We start from the raw sequence: 23867 nt of genomic DNA on the forward strand, positions 1-23867 counted from the left end.
GCAACTTATAAGGGAGGAGGATAGTCCCCCTATTTCATCTCGTCATTGATCAGGATCATGTGTTTTAAATATAAACATGCATTTCAAATGCAGTATATGGTATTGAGGAGGAGTACAGATAATGGCAGGTATAAAAAAAGGGTACCGATAGGCACCCTTTATGTCTGAACACTGAATAGGCTGGGGGATTAGCCTGCCAGTTTGCCAAGTACTTTTTTCAATAGCTCGATACGCGGAGCGATAGAAGCAAGATCCAAGTATTCGTCTGCGCTGTGGAAACCGGCGCCGATAGGGCCTAGGCCGTCTAGCGTAGGGATACCAAGCACTGCTGTTAGGTTGGCATCAGAGCCGCCGCCTACAGATTGCCATGTGATATCAATACCGAGTTCTTTACCGGACTCTTCAACCAGCGCCATCAGGGCATCCGTTTTCTCTGAAGGGACCATCGAAGGTTTGTGTGCTTCGCGATCGACTGTGATAGAGACGCCATCAACGAATGGGGTTTCTGTCATCGCGCGGATTTTAGCATCGGCTTCCGCGTATTCGTCGTTGTCCCAGAAACGTACATCAACAATGGCTTCGGCATGGTCAGGTACGATATTGGCACCCGCACCGCCTTTGACGATACCTACGTTCAGGGTTGTACCCGTTTCAAAGTTGGTCAGGTTGTTGATGGCCAGAATCCAGTTAGCCATCTCGGTGATAGCACTGCGGCCGTTTTGCGGCTCGTTGCCAGCGTGAGCTGCTTTACCTGCGAAAGTCAGGCGGTAGCGTGCCATGCCTTTACGGGCTTTCACCAGTGAGCCATCGGCACGGGCCGCTTCGGCAACTAGTACGTTCTTGGCATTAACGGCAACGCTCTTCAGCCATGCTTCTGAATGCAGAGAGCCGATTTCTTCGTCTGGGTTCATGCAAACACAGATAGACAGTTTGTCCAGTGTTTCCTGATCCATGCTACGCAGAGCGTAAACAATATTCAGCAGGCCAGATTTCATATCAGAAACGCCAGGGCCGTATGCGCGCTCGTTGTCGACAGTCATCGGGCGAGCTGCCGCCGTACCGACAGGGAATACGGTATCCATGTGGCCGATCAGCATCACATCGATCTCTTCCGCTTCTGGTTTGTTGCGAACTTCAAGGCCGGTTCCGGCAATTCCGCAATCAACGCGTTTTACGTTCCAGCCCAGATCGGTGTATTTCTCAGCCATCTGGTTGGCAATGACTTCGATACCTTCTTTGGTCAGCGTACCGCAGTCAACGTTGATAAGAGGACGTAGCTCGTCTAGGTATTGTTCTAGTGAAAAACTCATAGTAGCTCCTGGTGCCCCGAAATATGGGGTGAATAGCGACAGGAAAAAGGAGGCACTGGGCCTCCTTTACTTGAAATTATACAAACAGGTTCATGACCAGCATTGCACCAAAGGCGTTAAGCACAGAGATGGCAATCATAATTGGGATGTAACGGCCTTCAGTACCGATTGGGCCAAGGATACGGCCAAGGTACTGAACCTGAGAGCCCATCAGGTAGATAGCTGGTGCCAAAATTGCAATGTGTGCACCGTTTAGAATGCCCGCATCGAATAGGGAGATAACTACGCCAACAGCACCGCCCATCGACATCCACGCACCAATAAGTACCGCAGCGGCTTCGCCTGGTAGGCCGAATAGGGCCATGATTGGGGAGAATACCTGGCCCATTAGGTCAAGGGCACCGGTGATTTGCAGGGCTTTGATAATAACGAAAGCCATAAGAACGTTAGGAACGGTCGAGGTGGTTGCGATAACCCAGCCCTTCTTGGCACCTTCAACGAAAATATCGGTAACCATTGGTTTCTTGGCAGTGCTCATTATGCTGTCTCCTTCTGTAGTTCTTTGTTGTCGTCTTGGCCTTCTTTACCTTCTGTAATGTTCAGGTAAACGCGGAACAAGTTGGCACCGACGAACTTAAAGGCAAACATAACAATAACAGCCAGACCGATAGACGAGGTTACCGCTGGGGTACCGTCACTGTTAGACAGGGTGAAAAGAACTGCGCCGGAAGAGAAGAAGTTAACAATGGTGGCACCGGCTGAGAACTGGAACATAGTGAAGACATCAGTTTCCCGTTTGTTGAGGTGGCCTTCGTCTTTAAGCTGACGAGTCATTGCCGAACCCGCATCAGTACTTTGCAGCGAGGCAATCAGGGCCAGACCAGTACTACCAGGAATACCCATCAGAGGACGTAGCAGAGGAGTCAGCAGCTTGCGTGCCGCATCAAGTGCGCCGTAATGCTCGAGTACATTGATCATACCCAATGCGAACATAACGGTAGGGATCAGGGTCAGGGCGAACATAAAACCGTCGCGCGCACCGCTACCGCCTTTACCGCGCATGCTGGTGCTAGCTGTCTGAACGCCATCGGCTGTTTCATTAACCGAATGGACTAGGCTACCGAACGAACCGTTTAGGGTGGTGAAGTCAAAAACACCGTACCACTGGTTGGACTGTAGAAGACCTGAGAAAAAAACGACTGCAAAGGCGAGGGCAATATAGCTGCCTACTGTCACCTTGCGGCCCTGCTCCGCTGGATTGCTCATGTATAACCTCTTTGGAATCAAAAGGCCAAGTGGCCAAGTGGCTTTGTTAACATTTATTCACAAATAAAAAGTGGTTAACGCAGCTGAAAAATAGAAATCAACGTCATTGTCGCTATTTATCCCACTAAATAATTGACTGGGGTCAATATGTGCTACTGAAATCTAACCCATAAGGATAATAAGTGAATATTTGTGATCTGGATCTGCATTAATATCTTATTCACAATGATTAATAATCATGATGTTTGTTTTTCACAATAAAAATTATTTTTTATAGTTAAATTAATAGGTTCTGAGCTAAGCCTATCCTGTTTAAAAAATACTCAATATTCATTGGGTGGTACATTTAAATTGGTTTTTCTGCAGTTGGTATTGGATTTCAGTTATTAATGTTTTTTTATGAACTTATGGGGGAAAAGTAATTTCCCGAAAAACAAAGCGTGAATTGGAACGGTGGCAGATTGGAGGGGGGAGCTGGATGGATGCTGATCTACGATGTCGTTCGTATGGAATACTGACGGGAGGCTAAGACTCTTGCTGCAATAAGAATTCTGCTATCTCTAAAACAAAAAGAGCACCCTAAGGTGCTCTTTTGTATGGTGTTAGAAACGGTTGATTAGGCGGTTTGCTGCTGTGTAACAGCTGTCGCTTCGTCGGTTTCTTCTTCGCTAATAGCCTGTGGTGGGCAACGGTCGACAAACCAGCCCATATAGGAGGTCACGATGGTGACCAAGATACAAACAAAGCTGAGCCACATGAACGGTGCGTACGAGAAGGTAGCAACACCTAGGATACTTGCCATGTAGATACCGTTGTCACTCCAAGGCACCATACCGGATGTCAGTGTGCCACCGAACTCGGCGTTACGTGACAGGTTCTTGCGCTGGAAGCCCAGACGGTCGTAGTTCTTCGCACAGATTTTTGGCGTCAGGATCAGCGACACGTACATGGCAGAGCCGAATACGTTACCGAGGAATGCTGTCGCAATAGTCGATACAGATAGGCTGCCTGCAGAGTTAACGCGTTTTTCGAACAGCTTGGCGATAGTTTGCAGTACACCTACTTTATCAAGCAGGCCACCAAAGCCCAGACCGAAGACGATAACAGCCACAGAGCCCAGCATTGAAGACATACCGCCACGGTTTAGGATCGCGTCGATGAAGTCCACACCCGAGCTGATAGAGAACGGTGCCCAAGCAGTGTTGAATGCCGCTAGCGGATCCATATCCTGAACCAGCACTGCCCAGATAATACCCAGCAGCGAACCGAATGAGATCACAGGGAATGATGGCATGCGCATTGCCAGCAGGGCAAGGACGACGATGACTGGAACAAAGGAGAATGGAGAGATAACAAACTGTTGATCCATCGCAGCGATAACGCTTTCTACCTGAGACATATCGACGTTGCCAGCATAGTGGAAGCCAACAGCGGTAAATAGAATACCGGTGATCACGTAGCTGATCAGGGCAATCGGTAGCATGCCTTTGATATGCTCAACAATTTCAACGTTAGACATTGAAGAGGCGAGGATAACTGAGTCAGACAGCGGAGACATTTTGTCACCGAAGTAACAGCCAGACAGAACGGCACCTGCCGTCATTGGTGCTGGAATACCCAGACCTTGGCCGATCCCCATCATTGCGATACCCGCAGTACCAGCCGCACCCCAAGATGTGCCGGTAGCCAGTGCTGTCATGGAACAGATCAGCATGGTTGCCAGTAAGAAGATGGATGGGTGGATGGCTTTTAGGCCATAGTAAATGATGGTTGGAACGATACCGCCGGCGATCCATGTACCGACTAGTGCGCCAACGGCAAGCAGGATAAGCACGGCACCCAGACCATTGGCGATGCCCTTGGTGGCTGCTTTTTCTAGTGACTTGTAATCGTGGCCGAGTTTAACACCCAGTACCATGATGACAAACCAACCGATGTATAGTGCAAGCTGGATCGGAAGATTTAGCTGGGCAGTGAATGAAAATGCCATCGCTAGAAATATACCAAGTGCCACAGTAACTTGTGTCAGTGATGGTAGCTTTACAGTCTGTTTATTCATACTTCTAACCTTGTAAGTTCGAGCCTGTAAATATCAAAGCCCCTTTAAGCCATTCTTGGCAGAGGCGTATTCTAATAATTGTCTTAACCACAGGGGTCTGAATAGGGTACGAATCTAGTTTGCCTGCACACATTGGTATGTGGCACGTGGCAAAGCACCGAATCGCGGCTACTGTATAAGATCGGAAACTAGCCTGCGATAGATAATGTCCCTTTCTGTGACCGCTGCCATTTAGAACAGCCAAACGCTTAAAAAAACATATTAACTATTTAAAATGATGTTAATTTTTGGTGTTGATGTTGTGTTTTGGGTGTTTTCTGTCTGTTTTGTAAATATGTTACCTTTCGTAAATGTATCCAGTTTTGTGGATGATTTGTCATGTGTGATTGCATTTGAGTAGTTATTTATGCCGCATTAAGCGGACGGCATAGGCTATCAATTTGTGATGAAATGATCAAAATTAGTGACAGTAGAAAATTACTGCGGGTTGGGTGGAAACTTTAAATTACGGTTGATTTTTGGTTGTTTTGCATAGGTTTAGAGGCTAAAACGAGAACTTTTACTTTTGTTCTAGCCCGAAAATTAACCGATTTTATCCTGAGAAAGGATTTGATGTAGAGGACGAAAAGGCAGAGAGGCCGGCTTACATTCAATAGCTAACGTGATTTTTTTGACGATTTTTTGCTATTAAAGACTTGTTTTTATGCGCTGAAATTACTATAGATGGGGGTCGGTTATTGCTATATACCCAAGCTACCTTTTGAGAGGCACAGTGACAGGGCTTCCGGAGGTGATTTGGGTATATTTATATCATGCAAAGATGTTGTGCCATTTGGGGTGGCCCTTTGCTGTAATTATAGCGATAGACAATGACGCAGGGAGAGTTGTGAACATGATGACAGTTGGTTTAGTTGGGTGGCGTGGCATGGTGGGTTCAGTCCTGATGCAGCGCATGGTGGAAGAAGGCGATTTCAATGTTATTGAGCCGGTCTTTTTCTCGACGTCTCAGGTTGGTATTCCAGCACCTAACTTCGGTAAGGATGCCGGTATGCTTCAGGATGCTTTCGATTTGGAAGCATTGAAGAAACTGGATGCAATTATTACCTGTCAGGGCGGCAGTTACACCGAGAAGGTGTATCCGGCGCTTCGCCAAGCAGGTTGGAAAGGGTATTGGATTGATGCCGCTTCTACGCTGCGCATGGCCGATGACACGATTATCGCGTTGGATCCTGTGAACTACGATCAAATGGTTCAGGGCTTGCACAATGGTACTCGTACGTTTGCTGGGGGTAACTGTACCGTTAGTTTGATGCTAATGGCTGTGGGTGGCTTGTATAAAGCGGGTCTGGTTGAGTGGATGACCTCTCAAACGTATCAGGCGGCTTCGGGTGCGGGTGCTAAGAATATGCGTGAGCTAATCAGCCAGATGGGGGTGATTAACGATGCGGTATCGAGCGAGCTAGCCAACCCGGCAACATCAATTTTGGATATTGACCGTAAAGTGGCTGAGGCTATGCGCTCTGCTGACTTCCCATCACAGGAATTCGGTGCGCCGCTGGCGGGCTCTCTGATCCCGTGGATCGACGTGAAGCGTGATAACGGCCAGAGCAAGGAAGAGTGGAAAGGCTCCGTTGAAACCAACAAGATTTTGGGGCTTGATAACCAGCCAATTCCAATTGATGGTACCTGTGTCCGTATTGGTGCGATGCGCTGCCACAGCCAAGCGTTGACCTTGAAGCTGAAAAAAGCGGTACCGATGGATGAAATCGAAGAAATGATTGCTTCTCACAACGACTGGGTCAAAGTGATCCCGAACGATCGTGATACGACAGTACAAGAACTGAGCCCGACAAAAGTAACGGGTACGCTATCTGTGCCGGTTGGTCGTCTGCGTAAGTTGGCGATGGGTGATGATTTCCTCAATGCGTTTACGGTAGGTGACCAGCTTCTATGGGGTGCAGCAGAGCCGTTGCGCCGTACGCTGCGCATTATTCTTGCTGAAAAACGCTAAGTAAAAGCAGGTTAATATCCGATCAAAACACCGGTACATGTATCGGTGTTTTTTTAAAGCTGCTATTTTTCCAATGCGACTTATGACCAATGGCAGACGGTGATTGGTATAAAAACGCCTGCAACAGCAGGCGTTTTTCTATTTTCATGACCCGTTACAAGACGGGTATCACGATTTGCTATTAGGCGGCTAGGTTCTTCGCAACGAAGTCCCAGTTTACCAGCGCCCAGAAACCGTTCATGTAGTCAGGGCGTAGGTTGCGGTAGTCGATGTAGTAAGCGTGTTCCCACAGGTCAACAGTCAGTAGCGGTGTTACGCCTTCTTCTGTTAGTGGAGTACCTGCGTTTGAGGTGTTCACGATATCTAGAGAGCCGTCAGCTTTCTTCACCAACCAAGTCCAAGAAGAACCGAAGTTGTTGATTGCTGCATCGGTGAATTTTGCTTTGAATTCTTCGAAAGAACCGAATGCCGCATTGATTGCATCTGCAACGTCACCTGTTGGCTCGCCACCAGCGTTTGGCGCTAGGCAGTGCCAGTAGAAAGTGTGGTTCCAGATTTGAGCTGCATTGTTGAAGATACCGCCAGTAGAAGTCTTGATGATTTCTTCTAGTGATTTTTCTTCCAGATCAGTACCAGCGATCAGACCGTTTAGCTTAACAACGTATGTGTTGTGGTGTTTGCCGTGGTGGTACTCAAGCGTTTCTTGAGAGATATGTGGCTCAAGTGCATTTTTTTCGTAAGGTAGAGCTGGTAGTTCGAATGCCATTGCTCGATTCTCCATATTGGTTAGGGGTAACCCCTCGACATTGCTTCCAGTTGGCTTGGGCCAACTTATTCTTTGAAACTGACTAATGTCACTTCATCTTTTATTACTGGTTAACTATAACCTGTTATTGATGAATGAATTGTGACTGTGAAACCATTTTAGCAAGTTTTTTCTTTATTAAAAGCCTTGCGTCAAAAAAAGTTGGATGAAACAATGTGTCAACATAAGGTCTGTCTTTATAGAGGCAGGCACAGTAAAATGAAAAGTATTAAAGCAACAGTCCTACGAGGAAGCTATGGAAACTATCGACAAAATCAAACAACAGATCGCTGAAAACCCAATTCTGTTGTACATGAAAGGCTCCCCAAAACTGCCAAGCTGTGGTTTTTCTTCTCAGGCGGCGCAAGCGCTGATGGCATGTGGTGAGAAATTTGCCTATGTCGATATCCTGCAGAACCAAGATATTCGTGCTGAGCTACCAGCTTACGCTCAGTGGCCGACTTTCCCTCAGCTTTGGATTGAAGGCGAGCTGATCGGTGGTTGTGACATCATTATTGAGATGTTCCAGAAAGGCGAACTACAGCCATTGGTAAAAGAAGCGGCCGAACGCCGTGATGCGGCTGCAGAGTAATTCCCTGTAAGCCTTGCTGGTTGCAAAAAGCAGCAGTAAGCCAGATGCAAATGAATGAAAAAGCCCCGGCCAATTGGCTGGGGCTTTTTTATGGTTCAGAGACGGCAGTAAGCCGTGGCCTGCCTATTACGTTATAGCACCATGGATGCTATCCAGCCGAAGGCGATCAGGGGCAGGTTGTAGTGGATAAATGTCGGTACAACTGAATCCCAGATGTGTTCGTGCTGGCCGTCTGCATTCAGGCCAGATGTTGGGCCCAAGGTTGAGTCAGACGCCGGTGAGCCTGCATCACCCAATGCTGCTGCGGTACCTACGATGGCAATCGTTGCCATTGGCGAGAAACCGAAGTTGAGGCAGAGCGGTACATAGATAGTCGCAAGGATTGGAATGGTCGAGAATGACGAGCCGATCCCCATCGTTACGAGCAGGCCAACAACTAGCATCAGCAACGCTGCCAGTGGCTTGTTATTGCCGATCATGGATTCCAATGAGTTAACCAGAGTTTCAACGCCGCCAGTGGCTTTCATTACGGCGGCAAAGCCAGCTGCCGCAATCATGATAAAACCGATCATGGCCATCATGTGGACACCCTTGGTGAAGACATCGTGGGTTTCCTTCCACTTGATGACGCCGCCGAAGGTGAACACCATAAAGCCCATCAGGCCACCCACGATCATGGAGCCACTGAAAATTTGTGCGCCGAGCGCCGCGATAATAGCCAGTATGGCAATGTAGACATGGCGCATATCGATGGTTTTACGCTCAGGCTCGGAAGCCAGGATTTTCTCCTCCGAATACTCACGCGGTTTGCGGTAGCTAAAGAAGATAGCGACGAGCAGGCCGAAGACCATGCCAAGCGCTGGCAGAAGCATTGCGTAAGGAACTTGCGAGGCGCTGACATCAAGGCCATTGTCGTGCAGGTTTTTAAGCAGGATGTTGTTCAGGAAGATCCCGCCGAAGCCAATAGGCAGTACCATATATGGGGTAACCAAGCCGAATGTCAGTACGCAGGCAATCATGCGGCGGTCAATTTTCAGCTTGGCGAAAACATGAAGTAGGGGCGGGATCACAATTGGAATAAACGCAATGTGAACTGGAATAGCATTCTGAGAAGAAATGGCTAGCAGAGCAAGAATAGTTAGAACAGAATACTTTACGCCAGTGGCTGCAGCAGCATTTTCATGGCCGCTGATACGTTTGATAACTTTTTGTGCTAGAACATCGGTGATACCAGAGCGGGAGATCGCAACCGCGAAGGTGCCCAGCATCGCATAGCTAAGTGCTGTGGTAGCACCACCACCAAGGCCGCCTTCAAAAGCAGCAATGGTTTCTGAAAGAGGCATCCCGCCAAGAAGGCCGCCAACAATGGCACTGAAGGTTAGCGCAACGACGACATTTACCCGCATCAATGCGAGCAAAAGCATAACGCAAACCGAGATTACTACAGGGTTCATAAACTAAGATCCGTCCGTTGTGTTATGTTGCAAGAAGTCACATTTACTGCTGTTTGTAAAGCGCATAAGTGTGATGTTTCTTATATATTTGAACTGTTTTGTCTAATCTCTCCAGTTTCCTTATTATTTGTCAGAAGTCGAGGAAAAATTTCATTCCGATTGGGAATTTCCATTCCCCATGTCTGCGTTTTTGCGTGCCTCGCCGCAACCTATCGCTTTTTACCATCCTAACTGTTGTTAAGTTGTACGGGCATATATTTGCTCTGGCTGGATGCGTAGTCTGTTAATAATTGGGCTTGGGCTCATAAAATGAGTGCAAACGACCGCTATATACTCAAGTTATCTCAAGATCGCATTTTCACAGTGTGCTGGCATCAGCCTTTTGAAGACACAGGGGAACGTCATTTTTATCAGGTTGGAGATAAGTCTTAGGCTGCAGGTATTGCGTGGTCGCCGCGTTTACGGCTCTGTATAAAAGAAAGGCCAGCCTTGATCGGCTGGCCTTGTTTTCATGTGTGCCTGTTACAGGGTGGTCGTCAGAATCGAATCATTCGTCACCGTCAAGACAGTACCGTCACCGGCAAGAAGGCTGGCAGCCTGTCCCTGCATTTCGGTGGTGGCAGGCTTGCCGGTGGCACCGAATGTCTCCCGCATGAAGCTGGAATGATCGCCAACGGTAAAGAAGGCGGCAGCCTTGACCGGGCCGTTGCCTGACACCGATGCGGTGGTAGGCGTTAGAGCCAGTTGGCTATCTGATATCAGATTCAGTGTTCCGCCGAACGGTGAGTAAGGTTTACGTACCTCTGTGCCTGTGACCGTTGCGGTTGGATCGAGCGCGTTCGGAATCGTCGCGTCACCTTCGGTGAGCGATAGATAGACCGGAGTGCTGTCACTTACCAGCGGTGCGTGGTTGAGAGGGTCGATAGTATCGAGGATGGTCTGGGAAGCGAAGGCGAATTCGCTGAACAGTCCATAAATAGTCGAAAGCTGGGTGAGTGACGTCTCGTTACCGTTATCAGCCAGACTTTTCTCATACAGGCCATAGCACACCGTCATTTCAACTAGCCCTGGGTCTTTGCATACGGCGGCAAACTCTTTGCTGGTTGCAGCAAGCAGGCTGCCTTTGACGAAATTGCCGAATGATTTGGATTCCAGTAGTAGGTATGGGATCCCTGCTCCGGGGTTGGCCAAGGCAAGCTTGTTGATGTTGAACAGTACAGGATCGCTGTCAGGGTCGATGGTACGGTTGGCCACGTAGCCGAGATCGATACCCGTGATAGCACCGAGTGAGTGACCGACAAAATCCACGCCCTGTGCCGGATTCAGCCAGCCGAGGGGCCCCATTGCACCACCGTTGCCTGCCGCAATGTTAATAAACAGACGGCCGATGGCAGCGCGCAGGTTGATTTGGTCAGTAACACTCTGGCGGACGTTGTCACGAGCCACGGGGAGGTACTTCAAGTTCAGGTAGATACTTGGGTCGTCAGACGCATTGACCATACCTTGTCCCGGAATTTCGATCCCGCGCGTACCATGTAAAGGCAGATCAATCGCGAATATCGCCCGGCAGTCCGTGCCAATCAGTTCATCAGGTAATGTGCTCTCTTTGAGGGTCTCTTTGTTAGACGTAATACCATGCTGGAAAATAGTCACCGTGTTGGCCGCAACATTCTGGCAGGCCGCATTTTGCGGCAGGATCAGGGTGTATTCCACATCCTCAACTGATTTGAGCATCGGCACAGGGCTATAGCGGGTGATCAGGCGTTCTTCATCGAGCGGTTTGCCGTTGGACAGAATGATTTGCTGGCCTGTTAGCAAAGGCAGGACGCGCAGCTGGGTGGCGGGATCCGTTGCGATGTTAGCCAAATCCTCAAGGGTGATCCCTAGCTCGGTCAGTTTGGCCATGACGATGGACTTGTCGGCATCAGAGCCATTTTCCAGTACGAACGTGATAGCTGCCAAGCTCGGCATTGCACTTTGCCAAGGTGTCGAAGCAAAACTTGCCGCATCGTTTTCGAGGTAGTACGGCAGCGAGACGGTGCCGGTCATAACAAGGTTTCCGGCAGGAGTGGCGGAAGTATCCGAGTTGACGCTCATTGTAAATAGCTTGTCGAGTTCGGCTGGCTGGACATCGCTGCTAATTGCGGTGCCTTGCCATACGCTTTCTGCCCCGTTTTTCAGTGCTAGCGCCGTGGCGGCTTTGGCAGCGTACATGGCATCGCCGGCAGAAGCGGTGGTGAACCAGTTGGAGAAAATGATCTTGTCCTTGTCGACACCTATAGCGGCGAAGGTGGCTTCGCCAAGGTGCGCCAGTTGCTGGGCGGGTTCAAGGGCAGCATCAGGGGTCGGGGATGTTGACTTGAGCAGGGCATAGGTCTTGCTCATGCCCACTGGATTGCCCTTGCTATCTTTGAGATCGGAAGTCACGGCAAATTGATACTGGCTAGCCGGTTTGAGTGGCTTTAACAAGGTGACAATCAGTTTTTTGCCTGATGCCGTCACCAAAAAGTCGCCAGCGGCAGCACTTAATGGAACGGGAGGAATATTAGCGTAGTCTGATGATGTTGGATCACCGGTTTCCAGTAGGTAGAAGCCAGCTGCCGCACTGGTCGGATCCAGATCATTGCCCGTGAATTCAATGATGATTGGCTGGTTGGTACTCCAGCCATCCGTCTTGCCCAGAGCGATTGACGGATCGGCGATATCGGTTGAGTAACCCGGCATGCCGACATCTCCATCTGTCTTGATAGTGCCGTCGGCAGAGTCCATGGCCAAGTAAGTTGGGGTTACGATGATTGGGTTGCTTGGGTCGCTGACCAAATCGAAATTGATTTTGGTTTCGGCTTTTAGGCTCTCACCAATGGAAGGATCCAGCGTAGGCTCCCCGCCCATATTGGTATCGTCACCACACCCGGCAAGGGTCAGTGAGGCGCCGATTAGGATAGCTAGTAATGTCTTGTTCATATTGATGTCCTTATTCCTATTCAGCTCAAATGGTTAGAAGCGGTAGTTGAGCTGGGCGGCGCCGAGCCAAGCGAAGTTTTTGGCGTAGAAGTCATATTCACGCATGTCTACGTATTCTTCTTTGAAGTGGCTGCTCTTGCCGTATAGGTAGGTGATGCCGACATCAACGGTGAGATCAGGGCTATAGGTGTAAGTGAAGCCTGCTGAGTACCAGTAGCGATCCGTATCAGGGATGCTGAGGGTTGCCTTGCCAGCTTGTTCATCAAAGGCAAAACCGGCCCGCAATTCCCACTCTTGGGAAAGGGTATAGGTGGCACCGATAGAGTATCGGTAGTTGTCATCGAACTCTTCTTCTTTTAGCAGGCAGGTATTGTTAATACAGTCCTCACTGGTGGCTTTGAGCTCGGTAAAGTCGCTCCACTGGGTCCACTGGACACCGTAATGGATAGCCCATTGGTTGTTGAGCTGGTGAAAGCCGCCAAATTCTGCAATCGCAGGCAGAGGTACGGAGAGTTTCCCGTCAACGGTTTTTGGTGCCATCGGGTTTGAGCCGCTTACGCCGGTGCCTGAATAGTCGGTAAATTTGCCATCGAAGTCGAGGTCGACTTTTGCCCGGTAGCTAAGGCCGAAGCGGTTATTTTCGTTAAGCTCCCACAAGGCACCGATATTCCAGCCAAATTCCCATGTGTCACCTTGTAGGTTGAGCAGTGTTTTATCCGGTGTTGTGCCATACAGTGGAGCTAGGCTACCAAAGTGGCGGTTGAGCTCTGCATCGGCATAGACGAGAGAAACACCGGCACCCACGCTAAATTGGTCGTTGATCTGCCATGCGATACTTGGATTGACATTGAGAGTCAGCAGATCTGTCATGCCGGCTAATGCGCCAAAGTTTGCATTGGTCGGGTAGTCGGTGGCAAAGCCGTAATTGGAGAACATGCCAACACCCCAGGCTAACTGGTCATTGATTGGCATGACAAAGTAACCGGCGGGTACGAAGGCGATTGGCGCAACATCATTGTATTGCTGTGCCGGGGAGGAGCCGACGGTTTCAATATCGACGGATGGTTCGATAAAAGAGAGGCTGCCTGAAATTTCGATTCGGTCGAAACGGGTCATGGCGGCCGGGTTACGGGCAATAACCGATGCGTTGTCTGCAATCGCAGCCTCGCCAGCAAATGCGCGCCCTAGGCCTGAGGCAGAGTGCTCGTTGACCTGAAAGCCAGCCGCCTGAGTTTGTAGGCTAAGAAGGGCAGCTGAGACGGCGAGGGCAGTGTAGGTGATTTTTTTGGACATTATTATGGTACCTCTTAGGTTGATTTGCTTCTCGTTCTTCAATCCATGGAGAAAAACAAATGAAACCTGCTTCACCGGTGCGCCTTGGTGCCGTTATCTCGATATGTTTCGGACAAAATAGGTAACGGCGGCAGAATAGCCAGCTCACGATGTTAAAACTGCGTTGCCAAGACGTTGTATGAAACAGATGGAAGCAGTATATGGCGAGGATTTAGAAATGTTAACCTAGTGTAACATGTTGTTTTATAAGAAATAGAGTTATTGTTCGCCGTTCAATTAAGGAATGTTTTAATTAAACGTTTAAATCGGCTGGCATGTTTGTTTCAAAGTGTGACCAAGCCCGTTTTATCTAGGCTTGGTCAGAGGTCTGATGAGTTGTTCTTTGTTTGAATTAAACGCTGCCGTCAGTGTCTTCTGTTTGATTATCAATAAGTGGCCAGCCACCTAATGTTTTCCATTTGTTAACAATCTCACAAAAAAGCTCTGCTGTCCGCTCGGTATCATAAAGTGCAGAGTGAGCTTCTCTATTGTCGAACGGGATCCCTGCGGTCGTGCAGGCTTTGGCCAGAACAGTCTGGCCGAAGGCCAAGCCGCTCAGTGCTGCGGTGTCAAAGGTGGCAAATGGGTGGAAAGGGTTGCGCTTGAGCTTGGCTCGGGTTGAGGCTTCCATCACGAAGCTGTGATCGAAGTTAGCATTGTGGGCAACCATGATTGCGCGAGAGCAACCCGTGTCTTTCTGCTCTTTGCGGATCTGCTTATAGATCGCTTTTAATGCGGCTTCTTCTGACACCGCACCGCGTAGCGGACTAAATGGGTCACGGATACCGTTAAATTCCAATGCTTCTTTGTGGATCACCGCCCCCTCAAACGGGGTGATGTGAAAATGCATGGTTGTCGCGGGTTTGATCCAGCCTTCCTCGTCCATCTGGAGCGTGACGGCACAGATCTCTAGCAGTGCATCGGTTTTTGCGTTAAAGCCTGCGGTCTCGACGTCAATGACGACGGGGAAGTAGCCGCGAAAGCGACGTTTTAGAGTATTGAGTTCGTTATCTTGGCTCATAAGACTGTGCTGAAAAAAAGACAATTGGCTATTATCGCAGATTCGCCCCCTCACCTAAACCTCTGGGAAGAAATGTCTTCATAAACTAAAGTTTTTTCCGCTTTTTACGATACAATAGCCAAGCGTTAGCCCGTTGATCACCGAGATAGAGAGGTTAATCCGGCACGCAGATGATTGATTTAGGCATACAGTGAGTGTTTTATGGCCCTTAACCCTTTTTTTCGTTCCACGATGGCTGTGTTATTCCTAGCGGCAGCGGGATCGGTGTATGCCTCGCAAGTGAATTATGTAGCGCAACCTGAACTTTCACAGTGGAAGGTTGCAGTCGATACGCCACTTGAATGCCGTATGCTTCATACCATCCCCAATTTTGGAGAGGCTCAGTTTACATCTCGTGCCAGTAAGAAAATCAATCTGGATTTTGAGCTGAAGATGAAACGGCCTATGGGTCAGACCCGCAACGTGAGCTTGGTTTCCATGCCGCCGCGTTGGATGCCCGGTGAAGCCGCGGAGCCGATTACCCAGCTGAAATTTTTTAAGCAGTTCAATGGCTACGTAGGTGGACAAACCTCATGGTCAATGCTTTCGGAGCTAGAGGTCGGCCGTTATCCGACGTTTAGCTATCAGGATTGGCAGCATCGTGATAAGCGGATTGATGTCGCGCTGTCTGCGGTGGCTTTCCAGTCCGCTTATAACCAATTTAGTACCTGTATTAATAACCTGTTGCCTTACAGCTTTGATGATATCGCCTTTACCGTTTTGCATTATGACATTAACAGTGAAGAGCTAAATAAATCTTCGCAGAAGAGATTGGCACAGATTGCGGACTTCGTACGTTATAGCGATGATGTCGATTTGGTGCTGGTGGCTACATTCACCGATTCGTCGGGGAGCAAGAATGTCAATCAGGCGCTTTCCGATAAGCGGGCCAAAAAGCTTGAAGAGTACTTCATGGCAATGGGCCTGCCGAAAAACCGAATTCAGGTGCATGCCTTCGGTAAACGTCGCCCGATTGCTGATAACTCAACGCCGATTGGTAAGAACCGCAACCGTCGTGTTGTGATCTCATTGGGGCGTATGGTTCTGTAGTTTACCGTAAACAGTTTTATTTGCCGCTTTGTTGCTACTAGTTTGATTTTTATGCAGTCTAATTTTTGAACCTTGCCACCGCCATAAACTGGCTAGAGTTAGAAGGGAAGAAATAGACATAGCAACGAAATAAAAAGAAGGGTAGTGGCAATGAAAAAAAGAGTATGGATGACACTGTTGGCTACAGGGTCATTACTGGTGGCAGGTAGTGTAGCTGCAGGTAATGACGTTGTTGTTGACAGTGATGTAACCAAAGTGACTCAGGCGTTGGCTGCTGAGGTAAAAGCTGAGCGGATCACGGTGGAGCAGGCCAAAGAGATGGAGCTTAATCGAGCCGAGACATATGAGGTGACCAGTACGGTGAGCGTTGATAATCTTGAGATGCAAATTTCCGAGAAACTCAAAGACAGCATCATGCCGTATTATTCCATTGAGTTTAATGATCCTACCAGTGACGATGAGAGCTATAAGGCCGTTGTGACCGAATATTTTGGCAAGGTCGAATAGCGTATTGTTGTGCATTACGGTGAAAATCAAACAGGCTACTGAAAAGTAGCCTGTTTTGTTTTATTCGTCGGGGTAGATTTTGTCTTTGTACTCGCACAGATCTTCAATCACACAGCTGCCGCAGCGGGGTTTTCGTGCGATGCAGGTATAGCGGCCGTGCAAGATCAACCAGTGGTGAACATCGACTTTGAATTCTTTTGGCACTACTTTCAGTAGTTTTTGTTCCACTTGGTCGACGTTTTTTCCCACCGCGAATTTGGTACGGTTGGAGACGCGGAAAATATGGGTATCCACGGCGATTGTCGGCCAGCCAAAGGCTGTATTGAGTACCACGTTGGCGGTCTTTCTGCCTACTCCCGGCAAGGCTTCTAGAGCCTCTCTGCTTTCCGGCACTTCGCCGCCATGCTGTTCGACAAGGATTCTGCAGGTTTTGATGACATTCTCGGCCTTGGAATTGAACAGGCCAATTGTCTTGATATATTCCTTCACCCCGTCGACGCCGAGATCAAGCAAAGCTTGTGGGGTATTGGCTACGGGGTAGAGCTTGTCGGTGGCCTTGTTGACGCTGACATCCGTCGCCTGTGCCGATAGCAGTACGGCGATCAGCAATTCAAACGGGGTACTCCAGTTGAGCTCTGTTTCAGGGTGGGGATTTTGTGCTCGTAAACGTTCCAGGATCTGGACGCGTTTTTCATTATTCATATATGACTTCCAGTATGGCTAATATTGTTATTGTGTACCCTAGCGACTCGCTCTGTGGTGCCAGTCGCTAGGGTAATAAGTATCTACAGGCCATCCTTGACCGTGTGTCGTACTTAGTTTGTTGTCGTGACTCGGGCGCGCTCGATAACAGGTTTATCATCTGGCTTCGTCGCTTTACGTTCCCGGTTCTTATCAATAACATTTTTCAGCGCAATCATGAAGCCAACACCGATAAAAGCACCCGGTGGCAAAATTGCAAGCAGGAAGCTGCTGTCGAAGTGGAAGACCTCAATTCGCAGTACCGAGGCCCAATCGCCCAGCAGGCGATCTGCACCATCGAATAACGTACCGTTTCCGAGTAATTCACGCATCGCGCCGAGCACAACCAGTGCAGCGGTCATGCCGAGTCCCATCCACAAGCCATCTAGCAGAGCGGGTACAGGATCATTTTTCGAGGCAAAAGCTTCTGCCCGGCCGATGATGATGCAGTTGGTTACAATCAACGGGATGAAAATACCCAATGACTGGTACAGGCCAAACGTGTAGGCATTCATGAGCAATTGTACGCAGGTCACCAGCGCCGCGATGATCATCACGAAAACCGGGATTCGGACCTCAGAAGGGACCCATTGACGTACCAGAGAGACTGTTAGGTTTGAGCCTACCAACACGGCTGTGGTGGCCAGACCGAGACCAAGGGCGTTGGTTACGGTCGAAGAGACGGCCAGCAGCGGGCAGAGCCCGAGAAGCTGGACTATCGCTGGGTTATTGACCCACAGGCCATTTTTCATCAATTCTTTATTCATGATTACTCTCCCTCACAGTTCAGCGGCTGGCTGTAGAGCTGGGCTTGCTGCTGTTGGTAAAGCAGGGCGACTTTTTTGACTGCCCCGACAACTGCGCGTGGTGTAATGGTCGCACCGGTGAATTGGTCAAACTCGCCGCCGTCTTTGCGAACGGCCCAGCGGGGATCCTTGTCGCCATTAATACGCTTGCCGGTGAAGCTGTAGATCCAGTCGCTGACGCGTGTTTCGATTTTATCGCCCAGTCCAGGCGTTTCGTTGTGGCTTAGGATTCGTACACCGCTAACAACGCCGGCTTTATCAAGCCCCACGATCAGTTTGATTGCACCGCTGTAACCGTCTGGTGCGATAGCTTCTATGGCGATACCTGTGTCTTGCCCGTCTTTTTTGGCAATGTAGGCAGGCATCGGGTTGCTGGTGCCAAGATATTGCTCGTTCTGCACTAAAGTACAGCTTTTGAATAGTACATTGTCGTGGCTATCTGCCGGAATGACTTGGTTGAGTACCTTGAGCAGTTCTTTTTGTTGTTGCTCTTGAATTCTGTCGGCCGTCATTACATGGGTAAGGGCAACCAGCAAGGTCGACATCAAGGCAAAGATTGCCAAAATGCCGCCGTTTTTTTTCATTGCATTGATCATGGTTGTTCCTTAGTGGCCAAACGTACGTGGACGAGTGTAGTAATCGATTAGCGGCACGCACATATTGGCAATGAGCACGCTAAAAGCGACACCGTCAGGGAACCCGCCGAAGGTTCGGATTAGGTATACGAGTGCCCCGATCATTGCGCCAAACACCAAGCGGCCTTTTACCGTGGTTGAGGCCGAAACCGGGTCAGTGGCAATAAAGAACGCCCCCAGCATAGTGGCACCCGAGAATAGGTGGAACAACGGAGAGCCTGTACTGTCTGGGCTGATCAAAAAGCCAATGGAGCTGAAGGCGAACAGTGCCGCAAGCATGGCAACCGGAATGTGCCATTGGATAACACGCTGCTTCAGAAGAATAAGGCCACCGATCAAGAAACCGAGATTCACCCATTCCCAACCGATCCCCCCGACGATACCAAATACTGGACCAGACAGGATTTCAGTTGCGGTGTGACCCGTTGTCAGCGATGTCTTGAGCGTATCTAGCGGTGTTGCCATTGTGACGCCATCGACAGACAGGCGTAGTTGATGGACACTGAAGCCATCAGTGGTGAAGCCGGTAAAGATAGCCGATAGGGCATCTGCGATACTCAGTGGCTCAGCAGAAAGTGACGAAGGCGGCAGCCAGGTCGTCATTTGCAGAGGGAATGAGATCAGCAGCACCACATAGGCGATCATTGCTGGGTTGAACAGGTTCTGACCTAGTCCACCGTACAGATGTTTGGCAATGATAATGGCAAAAAGACAGCCGATAACTGTGATCCACCACGGTGCCAGAGGTGGGATTGAAAGTCCGATAAGGACACCGGTTAGCAAGGCACTGTTGTCGCGAATATAAGGGACAACAGGACGGTGGCGTAGTTTTAGCACTAGCGCTTCTGCCATGACCGACACAATACCTGCCAATGCTATCTGGATTAGCACGCCCCAGCCAAAGAAGTACCACTGGGCGGCAACGCCCAGTGAGCAACATAGAATCACAGTACGCATCAGGCTGCTTGTACTGCGGCGACTGTGGGCATGGGGAGAGCTTGCGATGTTAAAAGCCACAGTTAATTTTCCTCATTTTTTTCTTGTTTTTGCTGCGCCGCCTTGCGGGCCTTGGCACGGGCAACCGCAGCAGCGACGGCTGCTTTTTTCGGGTCAACCGGTTCGTCGGCACTGACGGTGTCGGTAGGCTGTGCCACCGATTCAGCATTCTGTGCTTGCTGCTCCGCCTTGCGGGCCTTGGCACGGGCAACCGCAGCAGCGACGGCCGCTTTTTTCGGGTCAACCGGTTCGTCGGCGCTTGCCGTGTCGGTAGGCTGTGCCACCGATTCGGCATTCTGTGCTTGCTGCTCCGCCTTGCGAGCCTTGGCACGGGCAACCGCAGCAGCGACGGCCGCTTTTTTCGGATCAACCGGTTCGTCGGCACTTACCGTGTCGGTAGACTGTGCCACCGATTCAGCATTCTGTGCTTGCTGCTCTGCCTTGCGTGCCTTGGCACGGGCAATCGCAGCGGCGACGGCCGCTTTTTTCGGGTCAATTGGTTCGTCGGCACTTGCCGTGTCGGTAGGCTGTGCCACCGATTCAGCATTCTGTGCTTGCTGCTCCGCCTTGCGAGCCTTGGCACGGGCAACAGCAGCGGCGACAGCGGCTTTCTTCGGATCGCTTTCAGATTCCGTCGCTGGCGACTCGGTTTGTTGCTCCGCCTTGCGAGCCTTGGCTCGGGCAACAGCAGCGGCGACAGCGGCTTTCTTCGGATCGCTTTCAGATTCCGTTGCTGGCGACTCGGCTTGTTGCTCTGCCTTGCGTGCCTTGGCTCGGGCAACCGCAGCGGCGACAGCATCTTTCTTCGGATCGCTTTCAGATTCCGTCGCAGGCGACTCGGCTTGCTGCTCTGCCTTGCGAGCCTTGGCACGGGCAATCGCAGCGGCGACAGCATCTTTTTTCGCATCTGTTGCGGCGTCTGATGTCGAACTCACCTCATCGGTAGATTTTGCGGCCTTGCGTTCACGGGCCAAGCGCTTGCGCTCTTCGCGCAACTTCGCCATTTCGCTGTTGTCCGGCGTCGCGCTGTCTAGTGAGCCTGCTTTTGCAGCCTCTGCCTGTTTGGCCTTGACTCTGGCAATGGCTGCAGCAACGGCTGGCTTTTGGGCCGGTGTCTCATTGGCCGCTGCGGCTTGTTTGGCTTTTACTCGGGCGATGGCGGCGGCTACTGCATCATCACCGCCTGTTGCGGCCATTTCCTGACGGCGATCTTCCGCGGCTTTCTTGAAGCGGTTTTCACGAGCGGCCTTGTCCCGTTCGAAGCGGGCTTGTTTAGCTTCGAAGCGCTGCTTGGCGCGGTCGGCATTGGCTGCATCTTGGCGGCGTGAATAGATCTCGGCTTTGGCTTGGCGGTAATAGTTGACCAGTGGAATTTCGCTTGGGCAAACATAGGCACAGGCACCACATTCGATACAATCGAACAGGTTGTACTCTTCGCACTTATCGTAGTCCTGATCTTTGGCATACCATTGCAGTTGCTGGGGCAAAAGTGATGATGGGCAAGCATCGGCACAGGCGCTACAGCGAATACAGGCCATTTCGTGAGTATGTACTGGCAACTCTCGGCGTTTGGGGGCCAAGATACAGTTGGTCATCTTGGTGATAGGCACATTGGCATGGGGCAGGGTGAAGCCCATCAAGGAGCCGCCAACGATAACTCTTGGGTATTTTTTATCGGGGCAATAGCCGAACTTATCCAGCAGATAGGATATCGGAGTACCAAGCAGGGTAAATAGGTTACCGCGCTGCTTGAACGCCTCGCCGGTAAGAGTGACGACACGTTCGATCAATGGCTCGCCATCGATAATCGCACGCTTGATGGCATAGGCGGTACCCACGTTTTGAACAACAACACCAACGGCAGATGAGCGTGCTTGGCTCGGCACTTCGCGCCCGGTTAGGATTTTAACCAATTGCTTGGAGCTGCCCGATGGGTATTTGGTCGGGATCACGCGGATAATGATGTTGTCTTCAGGGGTGACACATTGCTCAAGGGCCCGTGCCGCTTCTGGTTTGTTATCCTCGATACCAATGATTGTTAGTTTTGGGCTGACAATATGGCGCAGGATCCGCGTGCCTTCGATAACTTCGGCCGCATAGTCTTGCATCAGGCGATCATCGGCGGTGATGTAAGGTTCACACTCGGCAGCGTTGATGATCAGAATATCGGTCAGACCTAGGCTACCTTGGAGCTTACGACCGGTAGGGAAACCCGCGCCACCCAGACCGGCAATACCGTTTAGACGAATAGTATTGATCAGCTCGGCGGGTTCGATGTCGGTATAGTTCGGTATCTTATGCTGTGAGCCCCACGTCTCTTTGCCATCAGGTTTTATCACTATGCAGAGATCGCTCAAGCCTGACGGATGGGCGGTAGTACGCTGCTCGATAGCAGAGACTGTACCTGATGTTGGCGCATGGATCGGTAGGCACATGCTCATGTCGCTGTGGGTCAGAGGCTGACCTTTCAGGACGTGGTCGCCTACGCTCACCAATATTTCACCTTTGGTACCAATATGCTGCTTGAGCGGCAGAACCAATTCATCTGGAATACCGGCCAGACGGATAGGTTCTTGGTTGGATATGTGCTTATTTTCAGGCGGGTGAACCCCACCGTGGAAGTCCCAAAGCTGACCTTGTTTAATTTGTTCGATAATTGACAGCATGTTACTTCACCGCAGTTTGGTTATTGTCAGCAGGAATATTCACAACAGGAATTTGGTTAAGATCCCATTTCCAATTCTCCGGAGAGGTTTCTACCGGGATCATCTCGATACAGTCAGTTGGGCAAGGGGCAACGCAGAGGTCACAACCGGTACACTCATCTTTGATGACTGTGTGAAGGGCTTTGGTACCACCGACAATGGCATCGACAGGACAGGCCTGAATACACTTAGTACAACCAATGCACATATCTTCGTGGATGAAAGCGACTTTCTTAATGCTTTTATCTGCGTCATGGGCCGAGTCTTCGGCATCCACACCCATCAGGTCGGCGAGCTTTTCAATAGTCTGCTGACCACCTGGTGGACATTTGTTGATTTTATCACCATTGGCAATGGCTTCGGCATACGGACGGCAGCCCGGGTAGCCACATTGGCCACATTGTGTTTGCGGCAAGATGGCGTCAATTTGATCGACGATAGGATCCGCTTCGACCTTGAAACGAATGGATGCAAAGCCAAGGATGAGCCCGAAGACTGCCGCGAGGGCTGCGATTGCTATTACAGCTATTAGTATTGCGCTCATATTACAGTTTCACCAAGCCAGTGAAGCCCATAAATGCCAGTGACATTAGGCCTGCTGTTATCATGGCGATTGAAGCCCCCTTAAATGGTGCAGGTACATCGGCAGCTGCGATTCGTTCGCGCATCGATGCAAATAAGATTAGGACAAGAGAGAATCCCGCCGCTGCTCCGAAACCATAGATGACAGATTCAATGAAATTATGGTGTTCATTAACATTAAGTAGCGCAACCCCGAGAACGGCACAGTTTGTGGTGATCAGGGGTAAGAAGATCCCCAGTAGCCGGTATAGGGTAGGGCTGGTTTTGTGCACGACCATTTCGGTGAACTGTACGACGACAGCGATTACGAGGATGAAACTCATGGTTCGCAGGTATTGGATATCCAGTGGAAGCAGGATGTAGGTTTCCACCATATAAGAACATACCGACGCGAGAGTCAGGACGAAGGTTGTCGCTAGGCCCATGCCGATCGCGGTTTCCAATTTTTTGGAAACACCCATGAATGGACATAAACCTAGGAATTTTACCAGTACAAAGTTGTTTACCAACACTGTACCGACGAGAAGGAGTAGGTACTCTGTCATACCGCTGATTACTAATTGCTAAAGATCTTTATATTATCTTCCTTTGTCAGATCTATAACAACACCCATTGAGCAGGGTTTTTAGCTGTTGCTGGCCTTTTGGTCTCCTAGCTAATTGATTTGTATTCGATCTTTATGGCTTGTTTGCTAGCTGGGCGAGAGAATTAGGTTAAGTAATAAGCCCGTATTTGCACTTCAATGTGTGGCATTTCGAGAACAAATGTTTTTAGACTGCCATTATGGGCGAAAAACACTCACTTGTGGCGTTTGAGTTCAAATGATAAGCAAGTGGTCATGGGGAAGCGAATAAGTAGGAAAATATCGCTTGATTTTTTTGAGGCCAAAGAAGACAAGGCTTTAGACGAGTTATCCACGAAAACTGTGGATAACTATGTTGATGGCTATATGGAAAAGATCGAACACGTTTGAGAAATTATCGCTTTGGGTG

19 protein-coding genes and 1 pseudogene are annotated in these 23867 nt (G+C 49.9%); 4 read left to right on the plus strand and 16 right to left on the minus strand.

What is annotated here, in order from left to right:
• Window positions 1–188 precede the first annotated feature (188 nt).
• The 4 genes from ACSF8X_RS07375 to nhaC all read right to left on the minus strand — a co-directional run bounded on the left by ACSF8X_RS07375 (window position 189) and on the right by nhaC (window position 4635).
• The gene (locus ACSF8X_RS07375; RefSeq protein ID WP_500851047.1) at window positions 189–1310 is read right to left on the minus strand and encodes a M20 family metallopeptidase; all 1122 of its coding nucleotides are present in this window, start codon (window positions 1308–1310) and stop codon (window positions 189–191) included.
• A 76-nt stretch (window positions 1311–1386) separates the two neighbouring features.
• Window positions 1387–1848 carry a YjiG family protein gene (locus tag ACSF8X_RS07380; RefSeq protein ID WP_047880050.1) on the minus strand — a complete coding sequence of 154 codons (462 nt, stop codon included), beginning with the start codon at window positions 1846–1848 and terminating at the stop codon, window positions 1387–1389.
• Entirely contained in the window at window positions 1848–2576 is a 729-nt protein-coding gene (locus ACSF8X_RS07385; protein WP_047880049.1) for a nucleoside recognition domain-containing protein, read from the minus strand. The genes ACSF8X_RS07380 and ACSF8X_RS07385 overlap by 1 nt, the downstream gene beginning before the upstream one ends.
• A gap of 616 nt (window positions 2577–3192) precedes the next feature.
• Window positions 3193–4635, minus strand: a complete 1443-nt coding sequence (nhaC, locus tag ACSF8X_RS07390; RefSeq protein WP_047880048.1) for a Na+/H+ antiporter NhaC — start codon at window positions 4633–4635, stop codon at window positions 3193–3195.
• An 895-nt stretch (window positions 4636–5530) separates the two neighbouring features.
• Here nhaC and asd point away from each other — a divergent pair.
• Complete coding sequence (gene asd, locus ACSF8X_RS07395; protein WP_157037888.1) at window positions 5531–6646, plus strand: aspartate-semialdehyde dehydrogenase; 1116 nt, start codon at window positions 5531–5533, stop codon at window positions 6644–6646.
• A 181-nt stretch (window positions 6647–6827) separates the two neighbouring features.
• Here the strand turns inward: asd and sodB are convergent, their stop codons facing one another.
• Window positions 6828–7412 (minus strand): superoxide dismutase [Fe], encoded by a 585-nt coding sequence (sodB, locus tag ACSF8X_RS07400; protein ID WP_047880046.1) that lies wholly within the window; start codon window positions 7410–7412, stop codon window positions 6828–6830.
• A gap of 295 nt (window positions 7413–7707) precedes the next feature.
• Between sodB and ACSF8X_RS07405 the strand changes: the two genes are divergently transcribed.
• Window positions 7708–8043 (plus strand): Grx4 family monothiol glutaredoxin, encoded by a 336-nt coding sequence (locus ACSF8X_RS07405; RefSeq protein ID WP_047880045.1) that lies wholly within the window; start codon window positions 7708–7710, stop codon window positions 8041–8043.
• A 131-nt stretch (window positions 8044–8174) separates the two neighbouring features.
• Here the strand turns inward: ACSF8X_RS07405 and ACSF8X_RS07410 are convergent, their stop codons facing one another.
• From ACSF8X_RS07410 to rnt, 4 genes are all read right to left on the minus strand, one after another.
• Entirely contained in the window at window positions 8175–9497 is a 1323-nt protein-coding gene (locus ACSF8X_RS07410) for a Na+/H+ antiporter family protein (RefSeq protein ID WP_500851048.1), read from the minus strand.
• A 522-nt stretch (window positions 9498–10019) separates the two neighbouring features.
• Window positions 10020–12461 (minus strand): VolA/Pla-1 family phospholipase, encoded by a 2442-nt coding sequence (locus tag ACSF8X_RS07415; RefSeq protein ID WP_500851049.1) that lies wholly within the window; start codon window positions 12459–12461, stop codon window positions 10020–10022.
• A gap of 33 nt (window positions 12462–12494) precedes the next feature.
• Entirely contained in the window at window positions 12495–13754 is a 1260-nt protein-coding gene (locus ACSF8X_RS07420; protein WP_047880042.1) for an outer membrane protein transport protein, read from the minus strand.
• A gap of 391 nt (window positions 13755–14145) precedes the next feature.
• Entirely contained in the window at window positions 14146–14814 is a 669-nt protein-coding gene (rnt, locus tag ACSF8X_RS07425; RefSeq protein ID WP_047880041.1) for a ribonuclease T, read from the minus strand.
• A 276-nt stretch (window positions 14815–15090) separates the two neighbouring features.
• Between rnt and motY the strand changes: the two are divergent.
• Together motY and ACSF8X_RS07435 are read left to right on the plus strand one after the other, a co-directional pair.
• Window positions 15091–15903, plus strand: a pseudogene (motY, locus tag ACSF8X_RS07430) (flagellar protein MotY); the annotation flags it as partial.
• A gap of 150 nt (window positions 15904–16053) precedes the next feature.
• A complete protein-coding gene (locus tag ACSF8X_RS07435) occupies window positions 16054–16410 on the plus strand; it encodes a hypothetical protein (RefSeq protein ID WP_500851050.1) in 357 nt (118 codons plus the stop codon).
• A 60-nt stretch (window positions 16411–16470) separates the two neighbouring features.
• Here ACSF8X_RS07435 and nth read toward each other — a convergent pair whose 3' ends face one another.
• The 7 genes from nth to rsxA form a co-directional block, all read right to left on the minus strand.
• The gene (gene nth, locus ACSF8X_RS07440; protein WP_047880039.1) at window positions 16471–17112 is read right to left on the minus strand and encodes an endonuclease III; all 642 of its coding nucleotides are present in this window, start codon (window positions 17110–17112) and stop codon (window positions 16471–16473) included.
• Between the two features lie 113 nt (window positions 17113–17225).
• Window positions 17226–17918 carry an electron transport complex subunit E gene (locus ACSF8X_RS07445; protein WP_047880038.1) on the minus strand — a complete coding sequence of 231 codons (693 nt, stop codon included), beginning with the start codon at window positions 17916–17918 and terminating at the stop codon, window positions 17226–17228.
• 2 nt (window positions 17919–17920) lie between these two features.
• A complete protein-coding gene (rsxG, locus tag ACSF8X_RS07450) occupies window positions 17921–18553 on the minus strand; it encodes an electron transport complex subunit RsxG (protein ID WP_047880037.1) in 633 nt (210 codons plus the stop codon).
• Between the two features lie 9 nt (window positions 18554–18562).
• Window positions 18563–19609, minus strand: a complete 1047-nt coding sequence (gene rsxD / locus ACSF8X_RS07455) for an electron transport complex subunit RsxD (protein ID WP_500851051.1) — start codon at window positions 19607–19609, stop codon at window positions 18563–18565.
• Window positions 19610–19611: 2 nt separating this feature from the next.
• The gene (rsxC, locus tag ACSF8X_RS07460; RefSeq protein WP_500851052.1) at window positions 19612–22254 is read right to left on the minus strand and encodes an electron transport complex subunit RsxC; all 2643 of its coding nucleotides are present in this window, start codon (window positions 22252–22254) and stop codon (window positions 19612–19614) included.
• Window position 22255: 1 nt separating this feature from the next.
• Window positions 22256–22837, minus strand: a complete 582-nt coding sequence (rsxB, locus tag ACSF8X_RS07465; protein ID WP_047879381.1) for an electron transport complex subunit RsxB — start codon at window positions 22835–22837, stop codon at window positions 22256–22258.
• Between the two features lies 1 nt (window position 22838).
• A complete protein-coding gene (gene rsxA / locus ACSF8X_RS07470) occupies window positions 22839–23420 on the minus strand; it encodes an electron transport complex subunit RsxA (RefSeq protein WP_047879382.1) in 582 nt (193 codons plus the stop codon).
• Window positions 23421–23867: the final 447 nt, after the last annotated feature.

Source organism: Photobacterium panuliri (assembly GCF_059920555.1).